Annotated in this window: 14 protein-coding genes; 8 read left to right on the top strand and 6 right to left on the bottom strand. The window is 59.8% G+C overall.

Annotated features, from left to right (window positions below; translation table 11 throughout):
- Positions 1–60: 60 nt before the first annotated feature.
- The 4 genes from CPter91_RS22805 (at position 61) to CPter91_RS22790 (ending at position 7,684) form a co-directional block, all read left to right on the top strand.
- Positions 61–2,178, top strand: coding sequence for a molybdopterin-containing oxidoreductase family protein (locus CPter91_RS22805; RefSeq protein ID WP_061944625.1), 2,118 nt, complete (start codon positions 61–63; stop codon positions 2,176–2,178).
- The gene (locus CPter91_RS22800) at positions 2,175–3,227 is read left to right on the top strand and encodes an aminopeptidase (protein ID WP_061944622.1); all 1,053 of its coding nucleotides are present in this window, start codon (positions 2,175–2,177) and stop codon (positions 3,225–3,227) included. Before CPter91_RS22805 ends, CPter91_RS22800 begins: the two co-directional genes overlap by 4 nt.
- A 48-nt stretch (positions 3,228–3,275) precedes the next feature.
- Positions 3,276–5,879 carry an alpha/beta fold hydrolase gene (locus CPter91_RS22795; protein WP_061944619.1) on the top strand — a complete coding sequence of 868 codons (2,604 nt, stop codon included), beginning with the start codon at positions 3,276–3,278 and terminating at the stop codon, positions 5,877–5,879.
- Between the two features lie 110 nt (positions 5,880–5,989).
- Positions 5,990–7,684: a long-chain fatty acid--CoA ligase gene (locus CPter91_RS22790; RefSeq protein ID WP_061946551.1), complete on the top strand. Its 1,695-nt coding sequence runs from the start codon at positions 5,990–5,992 to the stop codon at positions 7,682–7,684.
- A gap of 172 nt (positions 7,685–7,856) precedes the next feature.
- Here the strand turns inward: CPter91_RS22790 and CPter91_RS22785 are convergent, their stop codons facing one another.
- The 5 genes from CPter91_RS22785 to CPter91_RS22765 form a co-directional block, all read right to left on the bottom strand.
- Positions 7,857–8,756 (bottom strand): hypothetical protein, encoded by a 900-nt coding sequence (locus CPter91_RS22785; RefSeq protein ID WP_150119793.1) that lies wholly within the window; start codon positions 8,754–8,756, stop codon positions 7,857–7,859.
- 68 nt (positions 8,757–8,824) lie between these two features.
- A complete protein-coding gene (locus CPter91_RS22780) occupies positions 8,825–10,159 on the bottom strand; it encodes an MFS transporter (RefSeq protein ID WP_061944613.1) in 1,335 nt (444 codons plus the stop codon).
- 104 nt (positions 10,160–10,263) lie between these two features.
- Positions 10,264–11,412, bottom strand: coding sequence for a galactonate dehydratase (dgoD, locus tag CPter91_RS22775; protein WP_061944610.1), 1,149 nt, complete (start codon positions 11,410–11,412; stop codon positions 10,264–10,266).
- A gap of 50 nt (positions 11,413–11,462) precedes the next feature.
- On the bottom strand, positions 11,463–12,098 hold the full coding sequence (locus CPter91_RS22770; protein WP_061944607.1) for a 2-dehydro-3-deoxy-6-phosphogalactonate aldolase: 636 nt from the start codon (positions 12,096–12,098) through the stop codon (positions 11,463–11,465).
- Between the two features lie 22 nt (positions 12,099–12,120).
- Positions 12,121–13,278: a 2-dehydro-3-deoxygalactonokinase gene (locus tag CPter91_RS22765; RefSeq protein ID WP_082793175.1), complete on the bottom strand. Its 1,158-nt coding sequence runs from the start codon at positions 13,276–13,278 to the stop codon at positions 12,121–12,123.
- Between the two features lie 63 nt (positions 13,279–13,341).
- Between CPter91_RS22765 and CPter91_RS22760 the strand changes: the two genes are divergently transcribed.
- Positions 13,342–14,190 carry an IclR family transcriptional regulator gene (locus CPter91_RS22760; protein WP_061944601.1) on the top strand — a complete coding sequence of 283 codons (849 nt, stop codon included), beginning with the start codon at positions 13,342–13,344 and terminating at the stop codon, positions 14,188–14,190.
- 10 nt (positions 14,191–14,200) lie between these two features.
- On the opposite strand, the gene CPter91_RS22755 is transcribed toward CPter91_RS22760, so the two are convergent.
- Positions 14,201–14,608 carry an acyl-CoA thioesterase gene (locus CPter91_RS22755; RefSeq protein ID WP_061944598.1) on the bottom strand — a complete coding sequence of 136 codons (408 nt, stop codon included), beginning with the start codon at positions 14,606–14,608 and terminating at the stop codon, positions 14,201–14,203.
- Positions 14,609–14,682: 74 nt separating this feature from the next.
- On the opposite strand from CPter91_RS22755, the gene CPter91_RS22750 reads away from it, so the two are divergent.
- From CPter91_RS22750 to CPter91_RS22740, 3 genes are all read left to right on the top strand, one after another.
- Positions 14,683–16,572 carry an ABCB family ABC transporter ATP-binding protein/permease gene (locus CPter91_RS22750; RefSeq protein ID WP_061944597.1) on the top strand — a complete coding sequence of 630 codons (1,890 nt, stop codon included), beginning with the start codon at positions 14,683–14,685 and terminating at the stop codon, positions 16,570–16,572.
- 83 nt (positions 16,573–16,655) lie between these two features.
- The gene (locus CPter91_RS22745) at positions 16,656–17,636 is read left to right on the top strand and encodes a LysR family transcriptional regulator (protein ID WP_061946549.1); all 981 of its coding nucleotides are present in this window, start codon (positions 16,656–16,658) and stop codon (positions 17,634–17,636) included.
- A gap of 206 nt (positions 17,637–17,842) precedes the next feature.
- Positions 17,843–19,129, top strand: coding sequence for a Glu/Leu/Phe/Val family dehydrogenase (locus CPter91_RS22740; RefSeq protein ID WP_061944594.1), 1,287 nt, complete (start codon positions 17,843–17,845; stop codon positions 19,127–19,129).
- The last annotated feature ends 185 nt before the right edge of the window (positions 19,130–19,314 follow it).

The following is a 19,314-nucleotide window of genomic DNA, read 5'->3' as shown; positions in this document are numbered from 1 at the left end:
TCGTATACGGCTGGATTTTGCTAAAGTAGCGTATTGAAGCACCCTGGTTTTGATGACATTATGACTACTTCCATCGTTCGTGCCGCCTGCCCGCATGATTGTCCCGATACTTGCGCACTGCTGGTGACGGTGACCGACGGCGTCGCCACCGAAGTCCGCGGCGATCCTGACCATCCGACCACGGCCGGCGTGCTCTGCACAAAGGTGTCGCGCTACACCGAACGGACCTATCACAAGGACCGCCTGCTGCACCCGCTTAAACGGGTCGGCAACAAGGGCGAAGGCAAGTTCGTGCAAATCAGCTGGGATGAAGCAATCGCTACGATCGCCGAGCGGCTCGGCCAGATTGCCGCGCGTAATCCGCAAGCCATCCTGCCTTACAGCTACGCCGGCACCATGGGCCTGGTGCAGGGCGAATCGATGTCGATGCGGTTCTTCAACCGTATCGGCGCCTCGTTGCTGGACCGCACCATCTGCGCTTCCGCCGGCGGCACCGGCTACAAATACACCGTGGGCGCCAAGATCGGTACCGATCTTGAGCAATTCCAGAACGCCAAGCTGATCCTGATCTGGGGCGGCAACCCGATCGCCTCCAATCTGCATTTCTGGATGCGTGCGCAGGAAGCCAAGCGCAACGGCGCCAAGCTGATCGCCATCGATCCCTACCGCTCCCTGACCGCCGACAAATGCCATCAGCATATTGCGCTGCTGCCGGGCACCGATGCGGCGCTGGCGCTGGGCATGATGCACGTGCTGATTGCTGAAGACTTGCTGGACCACGATTACATCGCGCGCCACACGCTGGGCTTTGAACAACTCAAACAGCAGGTACTGGAATGGACACCGCAAAAGACCGCGGAAGTGTGCGGCATCAGCGCCGAAGAAGTGACTGAACTGGCGCGCGCCTATGGCGGCGCAGCCCTGCGTGGCGAGGGCGCGGCGATCCGCATCAACTACGGCTTGCAGCGCGTCCGCGGCGGCGGCATGGCGGTGCGCAATATCACCTGCCTGCCGGCGCTGGTCGGCGCCTGGCGCCATGCTGCGGGCGGCACCCAGCTCTCGGCTTCAGACAGTTTTCCAAAGAATAACCAAGCTTTGCAACGTCCCGATTTCCTGGTCAAGCAAGGCGTGGCGCCGCGCACCATCAACATGAGCACTATCGGTGATGATTTGCTGCGCGAAGCCTCGCCTGAGTTCGGCCCCAAGATCGAGGCGCTGATCGTGTATAACTCGAATCCAGTCGCGGTGGCGCCGGAGTCTGGTGCGGTCGCCCGCGGCTTTGCGCGCGAAGACCTGTTTACCGTAGTGCTGGAACATTTCCAGACCGATACCGCCGACTACGCCGACATCGTGTTGCCGGCAACTACCCAGTTGGAACACGTTGACGCCCATTCTGCCTACGGCCACCTGTACATGCTGGCGAACAACGCAGCGATTGCACCGCTCGGCGAAGCCAAGCCGAATACCGAGATTTTCCGCCTGCTGGCGGCGCGCATGGGATTCGACGATGTCTGCTTCCGCGAGAGCGACGATGAAATCGCCGCGCAAGCGTTTGACCGCAGGAATGTACGCGCTGTCCATTTTGACTGGGATACGCTCAAGCGTAACGGCTGGCAAAAGCTCAACACGCCGGACGCGCCGTTCGCCGACGGCGGCTTTCCGACGCCTTCGGGAAAATGCGAATTCTACAGCGCGCAAATGCTGGCAGACGGCCTCGATCCTCTACCCGCATATATCGCACCGTACGAGTCGCGTGCCAGCAATCCGGCACTGGCCAAGAAGTATCCGTTGGGGATGATCTCGCCGCCGGCGCGCAATTTCCTCAACTCCAGCTTCGTCAATGTCAAAAGCTTGCGCGACACCGAAGGCGAGCCGCATCTCGACATGCATCCTGCCGACGCCGCGCAGCGTGGCCTGGCCACCGGCGATATGGTGCGCATCTTCAACGACCGCGGCAGCTTCAACGCCCGAGTGAGAGTGACCGACAAGGCGCGGACCGGCCTGGTGGTAGGGCTGTCGATCTGGTGGAAAAAAATGGCGAGCGACGGCAAGAACGCCAATGAGGTGACAAGCCAGCGCCTGACCGACATGGGGCGCGCGCCGACCTTCTACGATGTCCTGGTGGAAGTGGAAAAAGCGCAGACCGGCGACGTCAACGGGATTAGCGCCAACGCATGAGAACGCGCCGGCTGCTGCCGCTGCTTGCCTTGGTGCTGGTGTCGGGATGCGCCCAGCTGGCCTATTACGGACAAGCCGCCAACGGCCAGTTCACGCTGCTCGACCGCGCCCATCCGATTGACGACTGGCTGGCCGATCCGCACGCCGATGCCGGCCTCAAGGCAAAACTGAAGAGCACCAAGCAGATGCGCCGCTTTGCGGTGACCGACCTCGGTTTGCCGGACAACCGCAGCTACACCGAGTACGCTGACCTGCAACGTCCCTTCGCGCTGTGGAACGTGGTGGCGGCGCCGGCGCTGTCGCTGGAACCCAAGCAATGGTGTTTCCCGATCGCCGGCTGCGTGAATTACCGCGGTTACTTCAGCAAGGAGGCGGCGCAGAAATTTGCCGCCGAGATGCGGCAGCAAGGTTATGACGTCCAGGTCAGCGGCGTGCCTGCCTATTCGACGCTGGGCTGGTTTAACGATCCGTTGCTGTCGACCTTCATCAAATACCCCGACGGCGAACTGGCGCGGCTGATTTTCCATGAACTGGCGCACCAGACCGTGTATGCCAAGGACGATACCCAGTTCAATGAATCTTACGCCACCACCGTCGAGCAAGCCGGTGTCGAGCGCTGGCTGCAGGCGGCCGGCGACCCGAAGATGCGCGCTGCCTATGTCCAGTTTGAAGGACGTAAACAAGAATTCCTGGCGCTGCTGCTGAAGTATCGTGAACAGCTGGCAAGTAACTACGCCAGCGATCTCAGTGATGCACAAAAATTGCAGAAAAAGGCCGAGATCTTTGTCGCCTTGCAGGAAGATTATCAACGGCTCAAGGCCAGCTGGGGCGGTTACACAGGCTATGACCGCTGGTTTGCCGAGCCGCTGTCGAATGCGCATCTGGCGCTGGTGGCGACCTATTACGATCTGGTACCGGGCTTCAAGGCTTTGCTGGCGCAGCAGCAGACCTTGCCGAAGTTTTATGCCGCGGTCGCCAGGCTGGCGGCGCTCAGTAAAGAAGAACGGCATCGCCAGTTGGACGAGCTGGCAAAAGGCGCGATTCCTTAGCGATCACATGCAGTCGTATTACCTAAGGCAATTGGTTACAATGACAAGATGACCTTCAATACCGACCTGCATCGCAGCACCCTGAAACTGCCTGGCCGCCTGGGGCGCGACGGCGGCGCCGCGCTTGAAATGAGCGTGGTCGATGCCGGTCCGGAATATGGCCGCGGCGCCAGGAACCAGCAGCCGACCATGGTCTTCATCCACGGTTTCGGCGGCCGCGCCGCCTATTGGGAATACCAGCTGGAACAGTTTCAGGCCGACTACCGCGTGATCGCGCTCGACCTGCGCGGCCACGGCTACACCGACGCCCCGACCGAGGCCGACGGCGCCCGTTACGATGTGCCGGAACTGGTTGCCGACATCGCCGCCGCGCTAGAGCTGCTGGAAGTGCCGCCGCAATTTATCCTGGTCTGCCATTCGTTCGGCGGCGCACTGTCTTCCTATTTCCTCAAGCAGTTTCCAGAACGCGTGTCGGCCTTGATCATGATCGCCTCGGCCGCACGTTTTCGCTTGCGCTGGGCCGGCCGCACCTTGTTGCGCATGCCGCCGCCGATTTTCGGCATGGTGCGCAAAGTGATGCCGTATTTCGGCATCACCGCCGCCCGTATTTATCCGCCACCGCATGTGGTCTACCTGCAAAACAAGAATGCCTTGCTGCCATGGGATGGCCGTGAATACCTGCGCGCGATCAAGGTGCCGGTGCTGGTGATTCTCGGCCACCGCGATATCCTGTTTGATGAAACGGCGTATAAAGAGGTCGCCAGCCTGATTCCCGACGCCGAAGAACTGGTGGTGCCGGTTTCCGCACATCAGGTGATGGTAGAGCGGCCGGATGCTGTCAACCGCGCCATCGAACGCTTCCTGCAGATGCAATCCGATCCGGCCGAGCAGGCCGAACGCCGCCTGCGGCAAAAGGCGGAGCGGCGCGCCGCGCGCAAGCAGCTGGAGAGTGAGCGGCCATGGCTGAAATTCTACGATGCCCGTACGCCTTACCGCATCAAGCTGCCGACCGTGGCTTTACCGCGCTTGCTGGAGGCGACCGCCAGGCGCTTTGCCAAGACCACCGCCTTGTCTTACCGCGGCGGCAAGATCGGCTGGCGTGAGCTGGACCGGCAGGCCAACCGCTTTGCCAATGGCCTGATCGAAATGCGCATCAAGCCGGGCGAGCGCATCTTGCTGGCCATGCCGAATATCCCGTCCCTGGTGATTGCCTATTTCGGTATCTTGAAAGCCGGTGCGGTGGCGGTGCTGAGCGATGCCGCCACGCCCGCAGAAATCTTGCTGACGCGGATAGCCGACGCCGGCGCGGTGATGCTGGTGACCACCACCAACCGCTACGACGAATTGCGCGACATCTTGCAAAGCGATCGTCGCGCCGCCGGCTTGCGGCGCGTGATTTTCGCTTCGATGATCGATCACATGGGCTGGCGCGAAAAGCTCAAGTTCGTGGCCTTGCACCATGTCCAGGAAGGCCACTGGCTGCCATGGTTCCGGCAAGACAAGCAGCATCGCAAGCATGAGCGTCGCTATCTGAAATTCAAGCAGGTGCTGGGGCGCGGCACGGTCTATCCGACCGAGCTGGTGCAAGACGTCAACGATATCGCAGTGGTGGTGTACACCTATGGCGCCAGCGGCACGCCGCTGCCGGTGGCGCTGTCGCACCGCAATCTGGCGGCGAATGCCTTGCAGCTGCGTCACTGGCTGCCGGAATCGCGGCCAGGCGACGAACGCTTCCTGGCGCAGCAACCCTTGTCCAGCGCCTACGGCCTGACCGGCGTTTTGCACTTGGGCGTCTATCTGGGCGCTACCTTGATCCTGTTGCCGGGGGCCGAGCTGGAACCTTTGCTGAAGACCGTGAAGAAAATGCGTCCGACCTATTTCCCGACCACGCCGCGCATGGTGCGCGAGCTGGCGCACACGCCTGGCGTGCGGCGCTACGGCCTGGCGTCGATACGGGTGTGCGCGGTCAGCGGTTCGCCGCTGGCGCAGGAAGTGCGCGAGGAATTTGAAAAACTGACGCGCGGCCGCCTGGTCGAAGCTTATGGCTTGACCGAAGCTTCGCCGGCGGTGCTGGCGATGCCGCTCTCGGCGCGCCGCAACCCGGGCGTAGTCGGCGTGCCGCTGCCGGACACGGAAGTGAAAGTGGTCGATCTGGATAGCGGCGAGCCGCTGCCCAGCGATACCCTGGGCGAACTCTGGGTGCGCGGGCCGCAGCTGTTCGCCGGCTACGATCAGGGCCATGCCGATGGTGCGGGACACGGCGCCACTCCGCTGAATTTGATTGCCAAAAAAATAAGCAAGGAGCGTTTGCATGAGGGCTGGCTGGCCACCGGCGACGTTGCCAGCATCGATGAAGACGGTTTTGTCTCCATCATCGACCGCAAGAGTAATATGTTGGTAAGGGGCGGCCAGCGGGTGTTCCCGCGGCAGATCGAAGAAGTCTTGTTCGAGCATCCCGCAGTCGCCGTGGCGCACGTGAAATGGAGCCCGGACGAAGAGGGTGTGAAGCACTTGCGGGCAGAGGTTTTGTTGCATCACAACATGAAGCTCAGTGTCGACGATTTGCTCAAATATGCGTCAAAACGCTTGCATGCCGACGCTTTGCCCGATAGCATCGCGATAGAACAAAAAAATACAACCGTGCTTTTTTAGCGGACCTGTACCATCCCCCTATCGGCGTGTTTTTTTTATCTCAAGTGAAACAAGCCAAAAAGAATGCATTTATAACAATCAGAGACTAAAGGCAGAGTATGGATAAATACGTGGATAAATTTTGGCTCAAATCGTATCCTGAAGGCGTCGCCACTGAGATCGATTACACGCAATACCAGTCGCTGGTGCAATTGCTGGAAGAAGCGTTCCAGAAATACGCGACACGCAATGCCTATGCCTGCATGGGTAAATACCTGACCTATGACGAAGTTGACCAGCTGTCGCGCAAGGTCGGCGCCTGGCTGCAGGCCAAGGGTCTGCAAAAGGGCGCGCGCGTAGCCATCATGATGCCTAACGTGCTGCAGTATCCGGTGGCGATCGCCGCCATCCTGCGCGCCGGCTATATCGTGGTCAACGTCAATCCGCTGTACACTCCGCGCGAGCTGGAACACCAGCTGAACGATTCCGGCGCGGAAGCCATTTTCATCCTTGAAAATTTCGCCACGACCCTGCAGCAAGTGGTTGCGCGGACCAAGATCAAGCACATCGTGGTGGCCAGCATGGGCGACCTGATGGGCGTCAAGGGCTTGCTGGTGAACCTGGTGGTGCGTCATGTGAAGAAAATGGTGCCAAGCTTTTCCTTGCCTGGCTCGACGCCATTCAACAGCGTGCTGTCGCAAGGCGCGGCAACGCAGCTGAAGGCAGTCGCGCTGGGCCCGGAAGATGTCGCCTTCCTGCAATATACCGGCGGCACCACCGGTGTCTCCAAAGGCGCAACCCTGACGCACCGCAACGTCGTGGCCAATGTGCTGCAGGCGGAAGCCTGGCTCTCGCCCGGCCTCGCCAGCGGCCCCAAGATCGAACAGCTGGCGTTTGTCTGCGCCTTGCCGCTGTACCATATCTTTGCACTGACGGTGTGCGGCTTGCTGGGCATGCGCGAAGGCGCGCTGAACCTGCTGATCCCGAATCCGCGCGACATCGCCGGCCTGATCAAGGAAATGTCGAAATACCAGATCAATACTTTCCCGGCCGTGAATACCTTGTACAACGCGCTGTTGCACCATCCCGATTTTGCCAAGCTGGATTTCTCCGGCTACCGGGTGTGCGTCGGCGGCGGCATGGCGGTGCAAAAAGCGGTTGCCGATAAATGGAAGGAAGTCACCGGCTGCCCGATCATAGAAGGTTACGGTTTGTCCGAAACTTCGCCGATCGCCAGCGCGAATCCTTGCACGATCACCGAATACAGCGGCACCATCGGCTTGCCGCTGCCGTCGACCGAGATTGCCATCCTGGACGATAACGGCCAGCCGGTGCCGCTCGGACAGCCAGGCGAAATCGCGATCCGCGGCCCGCAAGTGATGCGCGGCTACTGGAACCGCGACGATGAAACCGCCAAGGTCATGACCGCAGACGGCTTCTTCAAGTCGGGCGATATCGGCGTCATGGATGAGCGCGGCTACACCAAGATTGTCGACCGCAAGAAAGACATGATTCTGGTCTCCGGCTTCAATGTTTATCCGAACGAAGTCGAAGGCGTGGTGGTGCAGCATCCTGGCGTGCTGGAATGCGCCTGCGTCGGCGTGCCGGACGAGCATGCCGGCGAAGTCGTGAAGATTTTCGTGGTGCGCAAGGATCCGTCGCTGACTGCGGAGCAATTGATGGCCTACTGCCGCGAACAGCTGACCGGCTACAAACGCCCGAAGTACATCGAGTTCCGTACCGATTTGCCGAAGACTAACGTCGGCAAGATCTTGCGCCGTGAATTGCGCGATGAAAAGCCAGCGGAGCAAAAGCAGGCTGCCTGATCTTTGAAAACCGCAGCATCTTGCCGGATGCCGCCGCGTAGTGAAAACCCCGGATCTGCCATAAGCGGATCCGGGGTTTGTTTTTTTCGGAGGCAGTGCTTATTCGTCGCGTCAATAGCTGAAATTTTTGTCCCCCATGCTCGGGGAATCAGGCTGACTGGCGGTATCCATGTTACTCGAGCGCCGTTTCAATCCCGGAATTCAATGCGCTGAATATGGTTTCTATTGCCTTGACGGAGGTAGGATGCCCGGCCACATCCAGTCCCGTCAAAAAATACTTCGGAGAGGCATACAGTTTTTCTACTGCTTCCGGAATATCGTTAAAAAACTTCTTGTACTGATTTTTAACAAAGAATGCATTAGAGCCCGTCACGTTGCAGCAGGCAAGAAAATAACCATGCGCCTCGAAGAGATCGGAAAAAGAACAAAGGCTCGCGCCAAAATAATCATCGCCTGCCCAGCGATGTTGATCGTTGTACTCTATTTTGAAGCGGATGGGCGGTATGAATTTCGCGTTATATTCAACAATAAAGATCTCTGGCAAAATGCCGGAACGTAGCAATTCTTCAACAAAATAACAATCGTTCCCATCTAAATCCAATGAAATAAGATCGCATCGCGCGCGCTCGATTTGTGCCAATCCTTGTTGATAAAGATTGACGATATTGGACTGGGAAATCCATTCTTTCTGATAATGGAAGTTAAGCTTTTTGGCAGCTTTGGGATTAGGGTTGAAGCCAAGATCTTCTGCTCCAACCCAGAAACCACTCCACCCAAGGGCAGCAAGGGCAAGCGTATTATTTTCCATGCCATTGCCAACACCGAATTCTGCAAATACGCCCTTCTGTAATCCGAGCCGCCTCAGAATTTCAAATGTAATCCCATCTTCGTCATTTTGTGAATAGACTTTACAGCCACAACTTGTCAGAGGATTGAGATGATTCTGTAATGCCGCACCCCCTGCATACCTGCCAATTAAATGTGCTTGATGAAGCTGTGGCAGCAGCGTGCTGAGGAAATGATTGTAAAATTCGAGGGTAGACGGTTGTTCCATCATTCTTCCTTTATTCATGAGTGACCTGGCGCCATCATACCCAATAGTATCTATTGAGTACTCGGTCATCCTCAGGAGGGAAGGTATCAGGCGGTTATACGCTCTACTTTTCCCACTAACAGGATATATGACAGCGCGCCCACCAGCGCCATCACGGCGACGTAAGTGATGGCGGGCGCGAAGCTGTTGCCGCTGACCAGGAAACCGATCGCCAGCGGCGTCGTGATGGCGGCCAGGTTGCCGATGAAATTGAAGACGCCGCCGGTCAGTCCCAGCATCTTGGCCGGCGCCAGCGACGACACCAGCGACCACGAGATCGAGGCGAAGCCGTTGCCGAAGAAAGCGATGGCCATGAAGACGATGATCCATGCGGTTGAATCGGTATAGTTGGCGCCGATGATGCTGGTGGAAATCAGCAAGCCGCCGATGATGGGCACTTTGCGCGCTACGCCGAGCGAGGCACCCTTGCGGATCAGCCAGTCGGAAAACACGCCGGAACTCAGCACGCCGAGAAACGCGGCGAGGAAGGGCAGCGACGCCAGGAAGCCGGACTTGATGAAATCCATGCCGCGATATTTGACCAGGTAGGTCGGGAACCAGGTCAGGAAGAACCATAGCGTCGAATTGACCGCATATTGCCCCAGGTAGATACCCCACAGCTTGCGACGGCTTAACACCAGCTTCAGGTCAGCGATGCTGAAGCCGGGTTTCTGCATGCTGCTGGCCTGGGCGATATCGACCAACCCGCCGCCGGCGCGTATCAGTTCGATTTCTGCCTGGTTGGCGCCCTTGAACTGGCGCGGCTCACGATACACCAGGTACCAGATCGCGGCCCACGCTACGCCGGTCAGGCCGGTGCTGACAAACACCATGTGCCAGCCGTAACGCTGCTGCAGCCAGGCCAGCAGCGGCGTCAGGAAGGCCAGGCCGACGAACTGGCCGGAAGTATAAAAGCCGATGGCGGTAGCCCGTTCGCGTTCCGGGAACCAGGTGGTGACAACGCGGTTATTGATGGGGTAGGCAGGCGCTTCCAGCGCGCCGACCAGCAGGCGCAGCGCAAACAGGCCGACAAAACTGCCGATGAAGCCGAGGCAGATGGTCGCCAGCGACCACAGCGCCAGGGCCAGCGCATACAGCACACGCGGCGCTACGCGATCCACCAGCCAGCCGCCGGGAATCTGCATGGCGGCATAGGTCCAGCCGAAAGCGGAAAAGACCCAGCCGGCATGGACCGGATCGATCGCCAGCTCGCGCATCAGCTCGGGAGCGGCGATCGACAGATTGCTGCGGTCCAGGTAATTGATCACCACTGTCACGAACAACAGCAGCATGATCAGGAAGCGTTTGCGGCTGGCTGCCGGTGCGGCTGTTGCAGAGTTTGCTGCGGACTGCGGTTCTACTTGAAGCACCTGCTCTTGCATGTCGATCTCCAGGCCGGCGGCTGCCGGACCAACTTATGGAATGCGAAGGCTATGCTGCCTCTTGTACAACGGCTAATTCCTTGATTGCTTCCCTGTTGCGCTTGCTACCATTCGGCAAAGCTGCCATCCTTGTGGCGCCAGATCGGATTGCGCCAGCGATGGCCGATGGCGGCGCGTTCCTTGACATACTCTTCATTGATTTCGATGCCCAGCCCCGGCCCTTGCGGGATGGTGACGTAACCTTTGTCGTAGGCAAATACCTCAGGATTTTTCACGTAGTCGAGTAAATCGTTGCTCTCGTTGTAGTGAATACCGAGGCTCTGTTCCTGGATGAAGGCGTTGTACGACACCGCGTCCACCTGCAGGCAGGCGGCCAGCGCGATCGGCCCGAGCGGGCAGTGCAGCGCCACGGCGACGTCGTAGGCTTCGGCCATGGTAGCGATCTTGCGGGTCTCGGTGATGCCTCCGGCGTGCGACACATCCGGCTGGATGATGTCGACATAGCCTTCGCTCAGGATGCGCTTGAAATCCCAGCGCGAATACAGCCGCTCGCCCAGTGCGATCGGGGTGCTGGTCAGCGGCGCCAGCTCCTTCAGTGCTTCGTAGTTTTCGCTCAGCACCGGTTCTTCGATGAACATCAGCTTGTACGGATCCAGTTCCTTGATCAGGATCTTGGCCATCGGCTTGTGCACGCGGCCGTGGAAATCGACGCCAATGCCGATATGCGGGCCGACTGCCTCGCGCACCGCGGCGACGTTGGCTAAAGTCGCTTCCACTTTTTCATAGGAATCGACGAACTGCAGTTCTTCAGTGCCGTTCATTTTCACCGCGGTAAAGCCGCGCGCCACGGCATCCTTGGCTGCCGCCGCGGTATCGGCCGGGCGGTCGCCGCCTATCCACGAATACACGCGGATGCTGTCGCGCACCGGGCCGCCCAGCAACTGGCTGACCGAAACGCCAAGCGCCTTGCCTTTGATATCCCACAGCGCCTGGTCGATGCCGGCCAGCGCGCTCATGTGGATGGCGCCGCCACGATAGAAGCCGCCGCGGTACAGCACTGTCCAGTGGTCTTCGATGTGGCGTGGATCCTTGCCGATCAGGTAATCCGACAATTCCTCGACGGCCGCCACCACGCTGTGCACGCGGCCTTCCACCACCGGCTCGCCCCATCCGACTACGCCTTCGTCGGTTTCTATTTTCAGAAAGCACCAACGCGGCGGTACGATGTAAGTGGTGAGTTTGGTGATCTTCATTAATCCGTTCTCCTGGTTACAGGCCGCGGCACAGCCGCGCGCCCGGTCGACTATCTGTTGTTTTGTTCTTGTACTGCGCACCATGCCGCGACAAACTTGTTGGCATGCTGGCCCACTTGTTCAGCGCTCAGACCCGGCTTGTACAACGCAGAGCCTAGGCCAAAGCCGGAAGCGCCGGCATCGATGAAGGTGGCCAGGTTCTCGGGCGTGATGCCGCCCACCGGCAGCAAGGCGATCTCGCGCGGGATCACCGCGCGCCAGGCCTTGACCACATGTGCACCCAGCTGTTCGGCCGGGAACATCTTCAAGACGTCGGCGCCGGCCGCCAGTGCGGCAAACGCTTCGGTCACGGTAGCCACGCCCGGCGCGCAAGCCAGGCCGGCCTGCTTGGCGGCTGCGATCACCAGCGGATCGCTGTGCGGCATGACGATGATTTCACCGCCGGCGCGCTTTACTGCCGCCACCTGGTCGTTGCTCAGGACGGTGCCGGCGCCGACCATGCAATCGGCCGGCAGGGCAGTGCGCAGCGTGCGGATACTGTCGAAGGGTTCGGGCGAATTGAGCGGGACTTCGATGATCCGGAAGCCGGCTTCATACAGCTTGAGGCCGATCGCCGCCACTTCATGCGGCTTGACGCCGCGCAGGATGGCGATCAGTCCGCATTGTTTCATTGCGTTTTTTAGCATGATGATTCCTCAGGTGCCGCTATCAGGTAGGCAGCAAGCCGGCGCTCAGCGCCAGCTGCCACAGTCCGCGTTCGGTGGCTTGCTGCGCCACCTCGATCCGGTCGAAACCATAGCAGCGCAATGCTTGCACATATCGCGCGCACAGGCCGGCCTCGCCGACCAGCATGACCTGCGCTGGCAAGCGCTGCTGCGCGTGCAGCATGCTGCGCAAGGCGGCGATCTCGTGGCCGATCAGCAGGCCCGACAGGTACTCGCGCTGGCCGCTGCCGTCCAGCACGCCGGTCAGCCCGAGGGTGCGGGTGCTGAATATGGTCGACAATACACCAGCTTGGCCGGCAGGGGTTTGCGCTACTTGCAAGCCGCGTTCAAAGTCCTGCTGGGCGCTGCTGCTGGTGTTGTTGTTGTTGTTGTTGTTGTTGTTGTTGTTGTTGTTGTTGTTGTTGTTGTTGTTGTTGTTGCCGTCGCCGGCAGTCATGCCGCGTCCGAGTATGGTGTGGCCGCACAGCGCCGCATAGACTTCGCCAGTCATGAAGGTGTCGAAATGGCGCACTTCTTTCTGGGTTTCGGTCTGGTGGATTTGCACCCATTTGGAATGGGTGCCGGGCAGGCCGATCAGGATGTCCGCGACTTTGTCGTGCTGGGCATTCAAGGACAGTACGCCAACCACCTGGGTTTCTTCGCCGCGCATGACATTCGGCAGCTGCGAATTTTCCATCAGACCGGGCACGATATGAATCAGTTGGTCATGGCGGTTGCGCAAGCTGGTCAGGCTGCCGCCGATCTGGGCGACGGCGAGCGGCACCTCCAGATAGGGCGCTTCGCGCCAGCCCTGGCGGCTGCCGACCATGCCGGCCGCAATCACCGGCGTCGCCGGCGCGGCTTTCAGCCAGTCGCCGCAAGCCTGTTCAAAAGCCGCTTCAAAACCGGCATTTTCTTCATTCCCGGCATCCGGCAGCTGCATGATGCCCCATGGCAGGACGCGCAGCTCCAGGCGCTGGCCGTCTGCCCCCAGGCGATAGGCGCGCAGCGAGGAAGTGCCCCAGTCGAGGGCGATCAAGCGCGTTTCCGTTTCTTTCGTTGCTAGTGCTGGATTCATCGGCTTGAATGGATTCTGTATGGGTTCGGTCTGCTGCGGCCAGGTGCGTCGATCAAGTGTTGCGTACTTTATTCCGGCTGCCATGCCTTGTCAATATATGATATGCTATCCCAATATATGGGATTTAACCGTTTGAAGGATGGAGAGATGCGAAAATCGCCGGACTTGATAGCGCCGATAAAAAATGCCGATGACGAGGGCGCCGCGATGCCAACCGGCACCCAGACCCTGACGCGCGGCCTGGCGGTGCTGCAGGCAGTGGCCGGCGGTGCGCGCGACCTGAAAGACATCGCGCAATTGCTGGGCACCACCCGCAGCACCACCCATCGCCTGGCTAGCTGCCTGGCGCAAGAGCGCTATCTGCGTTTTACACCGGGCATCGGTTATGTGCTGGGACCAAAGCTGATCGAACTGGGTTTCCAGGCGCGCGAGGAAGTTTCTTTGAGCGTAGTGGCGCGGCCTTACCTGGAGCAGTTGGCGGAGCAGTCCGGCGACACCATCCATCTGGCCTTGCAGGATAGCGACGATGTGCTTTATCTCGACAAGATTCCTGGCAAGAAGGGTTTGGAAATGCGCTCGCGCGTAGGGCACCGCATGCCTATCGCCACCACCGGCGTCGGCAAGGCGCTGATGCTGGGCATGAGCGAAAGCGAATGGAAGAGTCTTTACGAGAAGCGCAGTTCGGCCACCAGCATCGATACTTCTCGTTTGCTGCCGAAGCGCAGCTGGAGCGAATTCCGCGATCAGATGCGTGCGTATGCCAAGGGCGGCTATGCTTTTGACCTGGAAGACAACGAGCCGTCGATACGTTGCGTGGCGGCGCCGATCTACGACGCCAGCCATGCCATCGTCGCCGCCATCAGCGTTTCCAGCACGCTGCCTTACATGCCGCTGGAGCGCATGCAGTCGCTGATTGCGGTGGTGCAAGGCGCTGCCGCCGGCATCTCCGGCGAGCTGGGCGGCAATCCGGAAATCATCGGCAGCGGCCCGGACTGAACAGGGTTGATCAGGCCACTAGCTCTGGCAGCTTGCGCGGCTTGCGCTGGTCGTCGGTGGCGACATAGGTCAAGGTCGCTTCAGTCACCTTGACGATCTCTGTCTGCAAGCGGTTGCGCTCCGCATAGACTTCGACATTGACGGTAATCGAGGTATTGCCGACCTTGACGATGCTGGCGTAAAACGACAGCAGGTCGCCGACGAATACCGGCTGCTTGAACAGGAAGGAGTTCACGGCAATGGTGGCGACGCGGCCGTTGGCGCGGCGCGTGGCCGGCAGCGAGCCGGCGATGTCGACCTGGGCCATGATCCAGCCGCCGAAGACGTCGCCGTGGACGTTGGCGTCGGCCGGCATCGGCATCACGCGCAGTTGCGGCATGGTATCTGGCGGTAATTGATTGTCGTTTTGATCAGCCATCTTTTATTTTCCCCGAGAGCTACAATTGGTTGTTGTTGCCTGTAGCTTAAACCATTCTTTAAGATTGTCACTCAATGCGCCACCATTCAAGCCCACAGCCGGACGCTGCTGCCACTGCCAACAACGGCGCGCAGCCCAAGCGCAGCGACTGGGCCACGCTCAAGACCTTGCTGCCCTACCTATGGACCTACAAGTGGCGGGTCTCGCTGGCGCTGCTGTTCATGCTGGGCGCCAAGCTGGCCAATGTCGGCGTGCCGCTGGTCTTGAAAAAACTGGTGGACAGCATGACCATCACTGCCAGCCATCCGCAGGCGATGCTGGTGCTGCCGTTAGGGATACTGGTGGCCTACGGCCTGCTGCGCCTGAGCACCACCTTGTTCACCGAACTGCGCGAATTCGTGTTCGCCCGCGTCACCCAACGCGCGGTGCGCACCATCGCGCTGCAGGTGTTTCGCCATCTGCATGCGCTGTCCTTGCGCTTCCACCTGAACCGCCAGACCGGCGGCATGACGCGCGATATCGAACGCGGCACGCGCGGCATTTCTTCGCTGGTGTCTTATGCCTTGTTCAGCATCCTGCCGACGTTGATTGAAATTTCGCTGGTGTTGGGTTACCTGGTGCTGCACTACGATATCTGGTTTGCCGGCATCACGGTGGTGGCGCTGGTCAGCTACATCGGCTTCACGGTAACGGTGACCGAGTGGCGCACCCACTTCCGGCGCACCATGAACGCGCTCGATTCCAGCGCCAACACCAAGGCCATCGATTCGCTGATCAACTACGAGACCGTCAAGTATTTCGGCAATGAAGAATACGAAGCCAAGCGTTACGACGATGGCCTGATGCGTTACGAAACCGCGGCCGTGAAGTCGCAGACTTCGTTGTCGCTGCTGAATACCGGGCAGTCGCTGATCATCGCTATCGCTGTCACCCTGATCCTGTGGCGGGCGACGCAAGGCGTGATCGACGGCAAGATGACCCTGGGCGACCTGGTGCTAGTGAATTCCTTCATGATCCAGCTCTACATTCCCTTGAATTTCCTCGGCGTGATCTATCGCGAAATCAAGCAGAGCCTGGCAGACATGGAAAGGCTGTTCCATCTTCTGGATGAGAACCGTGAAATCGCCGACGCCGCAGGCGCTCGCCCGCTGCTCACCGGCGGCGCGCAAGTGCGTTTTTCGCATGTCGATTTCAGCTACGAGAGCAAACGCCAGATCCTGTTCGATGTCGACTTCACCATCGCCGCCGGCACTACCACCGCGGTGGTGGGCCATAGCGGCTCCGGCAAGTCGACCATGTCGCGCCTGCTGTTCCGCTTCTACGATATCAGCGGCGGCCGCATCACCATCGACGGCCAGGATCTGCGCGACGTCACGCAAGCCTCGCTGCGCCAGGCGATCGGCATCGTGCCGCAGGATACGGTGCTGTTCAACGACAGCATCGAGTACAACATTGCTTACGGCAAGCCGGGCGCCAGCAAGGCGGAAATCGTGGCGGTCGCCAAGGCCGCGCATATCCACGATTTCATCGAGTCGCTGCCGGACGGCTATAACTCGATGGTCGGCGAGCGCGGCTTGAAATTGTCCGGCGGCGAGAAGCAGCGCGTCGCCATCGCCCGCACCTTGCTGAAGAATCCGGCGGTGCTGATTTTCGACGAGGCGACTTCGGCGCTGGATTCGAAATCGGAGCAGGCGATCCAGGCCCAGCTCAAGGAAATCGCCAAGGACCGGACCACGCTGGTGATTGCCCATCGGCTGTCGACGATTGCCGATGCCGCGCAGATCCTGGTGCTCGATCACGGCCGTATCGTGGAACGCGGCACGCACGCGCAATTGCTGGCGGCGGACGGCGCCTACGCGCAGATGTGGCTGCGCCAGCAAGCGCATCCGGAAGAGTTGGAACCGCCGTCACCAGGGCTCGACGGCGCCAGCGATTTTTCCGGGAACGTGATACGCATGGTGTAGCAGCACAACGCCAAGGCAGATTGTTCGCGTGCAGTTTGCCAATTCGCTATGCCGGGAATGCCGACTCGCGTTACGATAGCGGCATGGAAAGCAAATGGCTAGAAGACTTCATTTCGTTGGCGGAAACCCATAGTTTCAGCCGTTCGGCAGAATTGCGTCACGTGACGCAGCCGGCGTTTTCACGCCGCATCCAGTCGCTGGAGGCCTGGCTGGGGGCCGATCTGATCGACCGCACTTCTTATCCGACGCGCCTGACCGCGGCCGGCGAAGTCTTTTACGAGCAGGCGCTGGAGATGCTCGGCCAGATCAACAACGCCCGCGCGCTGATGCGCGGCAAGCGGCCGACGGCCTTGAGCACGGTCGATTTCGCGGTACCTCATACGCTCTCCCTGACCTATGTGCCACGCTGGATCCGCGTACTGGAAGAAGGCTTCGGCCCGCTCAATACGCGCCTGCTGGCCTTGAACGTGCATGACGCGGTGATGGCGATGGTTGACGGCGGTTGCGACCTGCTGCTGTGCTACCACCATCCGCGCCAGCCGGTACAGCTCGATACCGGCCGCTACGACCTGATCACGCTCGGCAGCGAAGTGTTGCGCGCCTACGCCCATTGCAACAAGGCCGGCGAACCCGATTATCGTTTTCCCGGCAGCGCCAGCGCGCCCCTGCCGTTCCTGTCGTACACCAGCAATGCCTATCTGGGGCGCATGGTGGAACTGATCCTGGCCGACGCCAAGAAGCCCTTGCATCTCGAAAAACGCTATGAAACGGATATGGCGGAAGGCTTGAAAATGATGGCGCTGGAAGGGCACGGCGTGGCTTTCCTGCCGGAGTCCGCAGTGACGCGCGAGGTCAAGCTGAAGCAGCTGGCCAGCGTCAGCCAGTCGGCGCCGGAATGGGAAGCCACCATGGAAATCCGCCTGTATCGCGAGCGCCCTACCGTACAAAGGCCGGGCAAGCCGGTGGTCGCCAGATTGTGGGCTTATCTGCTGCAACAGCAGGAGCTGGCGGTCAAGGGCGCCAAACGTAAACCCCCGATCCCCGCCATTTCCAGCCAGCGTTAAGCGCCAGCCGATAGTCGCAGAAAAACGGTGTTTGCTTCAGGAAAATTGCTTTGTGAATAACAATGCAAAATTTGCATAGTTACATGCGCACAAAGCATTGGCAATGCCCTGTGCCGTTGTCCTACGATGCGGCACTAGATCGATTTTGCTCCCGCTGCAGTCTTTCATATGGGAGCCGGTCTGCCATTTCCTGGAGCGCGCAAAGTATGACTATCAAGCACGAAGTCCCATCTTATCTCACGCAACATGGCATCGGCCCATGGGGCGATTATCTCGAACAAATCGATCGCGTCACCCCTTACCTTGGCAACCTGGCCCGCTGGGTCGAGACCATGAAGCGTCCCAAGCGCATGCTGATCGTTGACGTCCCTATCGAACGTGACGACGGCACCATTGCCCACTTCGAAGGCTACCGCGTCCAGCACAATACATCGCGCGGCCCGGGCAAGGGCGGCGTCCGTTTCCACCAGGACGTGACACTGTCGGAAGTGATGGCGCTGTCGGCCTGGATGACGGTCAAGAACGCAGCGGTCAATGTGCCGTACGGCGGCGCCAAGGGCGGCATCCGGGTCGATCCGAAGACCTTGTCGCAAGGCGAGCTGCAGCGCATGACACGGCGCTACACCAGCGAAATCGGCATCATCATCGGCCCTAACAAAGACATTCCGGCGCCGGACGTCAACACCAACGAACAGATCATGGCATGGATGATGGATACCTATTCCATGAACCAGGGCAGCACTGCGTCGGGCGTGGTGACCGGCAAGCCGATTTCACTGGGTGGCAGCCTGGGACGGCGCGAAGCCACCGGCCGCGGCGTGTTCGTGGTCGGTTGCGAAGCAGCGGTCAAGCGCGGCCTGGATATCCATGGCGCCAAGATTGCAGTGCAGGGCTTCGGTAACGTCGGCAGCATCGCTGCGCGCCTGTTTGCCGATGCCGGCGCCAAAGTGGTGGCGGTACAGGATCATATCTCCACGGTGACGCGCTCGAGCGGCCTGGACGTGGCGGCATTGCAGGCCCACGTACAGAAAACCGGCAGCGTAGCCGGCTTCAGCGGCGGCGAAGAAATCAGCGACCGTGCGCAGTTTTGGGCGGTGGATTGCGATATTTTGGTGCCGGCGGCGCTGGAACAGCAAATCACAGTCGAGAACGCCGGCTCGATCCGCGCCAAGATCATCCTGGAAGGCGCGAACGGCCCGACCAGCCCGGCAGCGGACGACATCCTGCATGAAAAAGGCGTGCTGGTCGTGCCTGACGTGATAGCCAACGCCGGCGGCGTGACCGTGAGTTACTTCGAGTGGGTGCAGGATTTCTCCAGCTTCTTCTGGACTGAAGACGAAATCAACTTGCGCCTGACCCGCATCATGCGCGAAGCGTTCACGGCAGTATGGCAGCTGGCGGAAGAGAAAAAAGTATCCCTGCGCACCGCAGCGTTCATCGTTGCCTGTACTCGGGTATTGCAGGCGCGCGAAATGCGTGGTTTGTATCCTTGATTGATGCCGCGCTAAGTTGAGCTATAGTCGAAATGTTTTACATTCGCGCAATCGACGGCCCAAACCGCCGATTGCGCGTGTACTATCTGGCCCCGGTAGAATCCGGGGCGTTTGTCCATCTGGAAGCGATGAAAAACAATCGCACTGGACAATCGAATAGCTGGCTTGAATATTGCATGTTATGC

Origin of the sequence: Collimonas pratensis (genome assembly GCF_001584185.1) — a bacterium.
GTDB classification, from domain to species: Bacteria; Pseudomonadota; Gammaproteobacteria; order Burkholderiales; family Burkholderiaceae_D; genus Collimonas; species Collimonas pratensis.
Note: the sequence above shows the minus strand (reverse complement) of the source record. Positions and strands in the feature narration are given on the sequence as shown.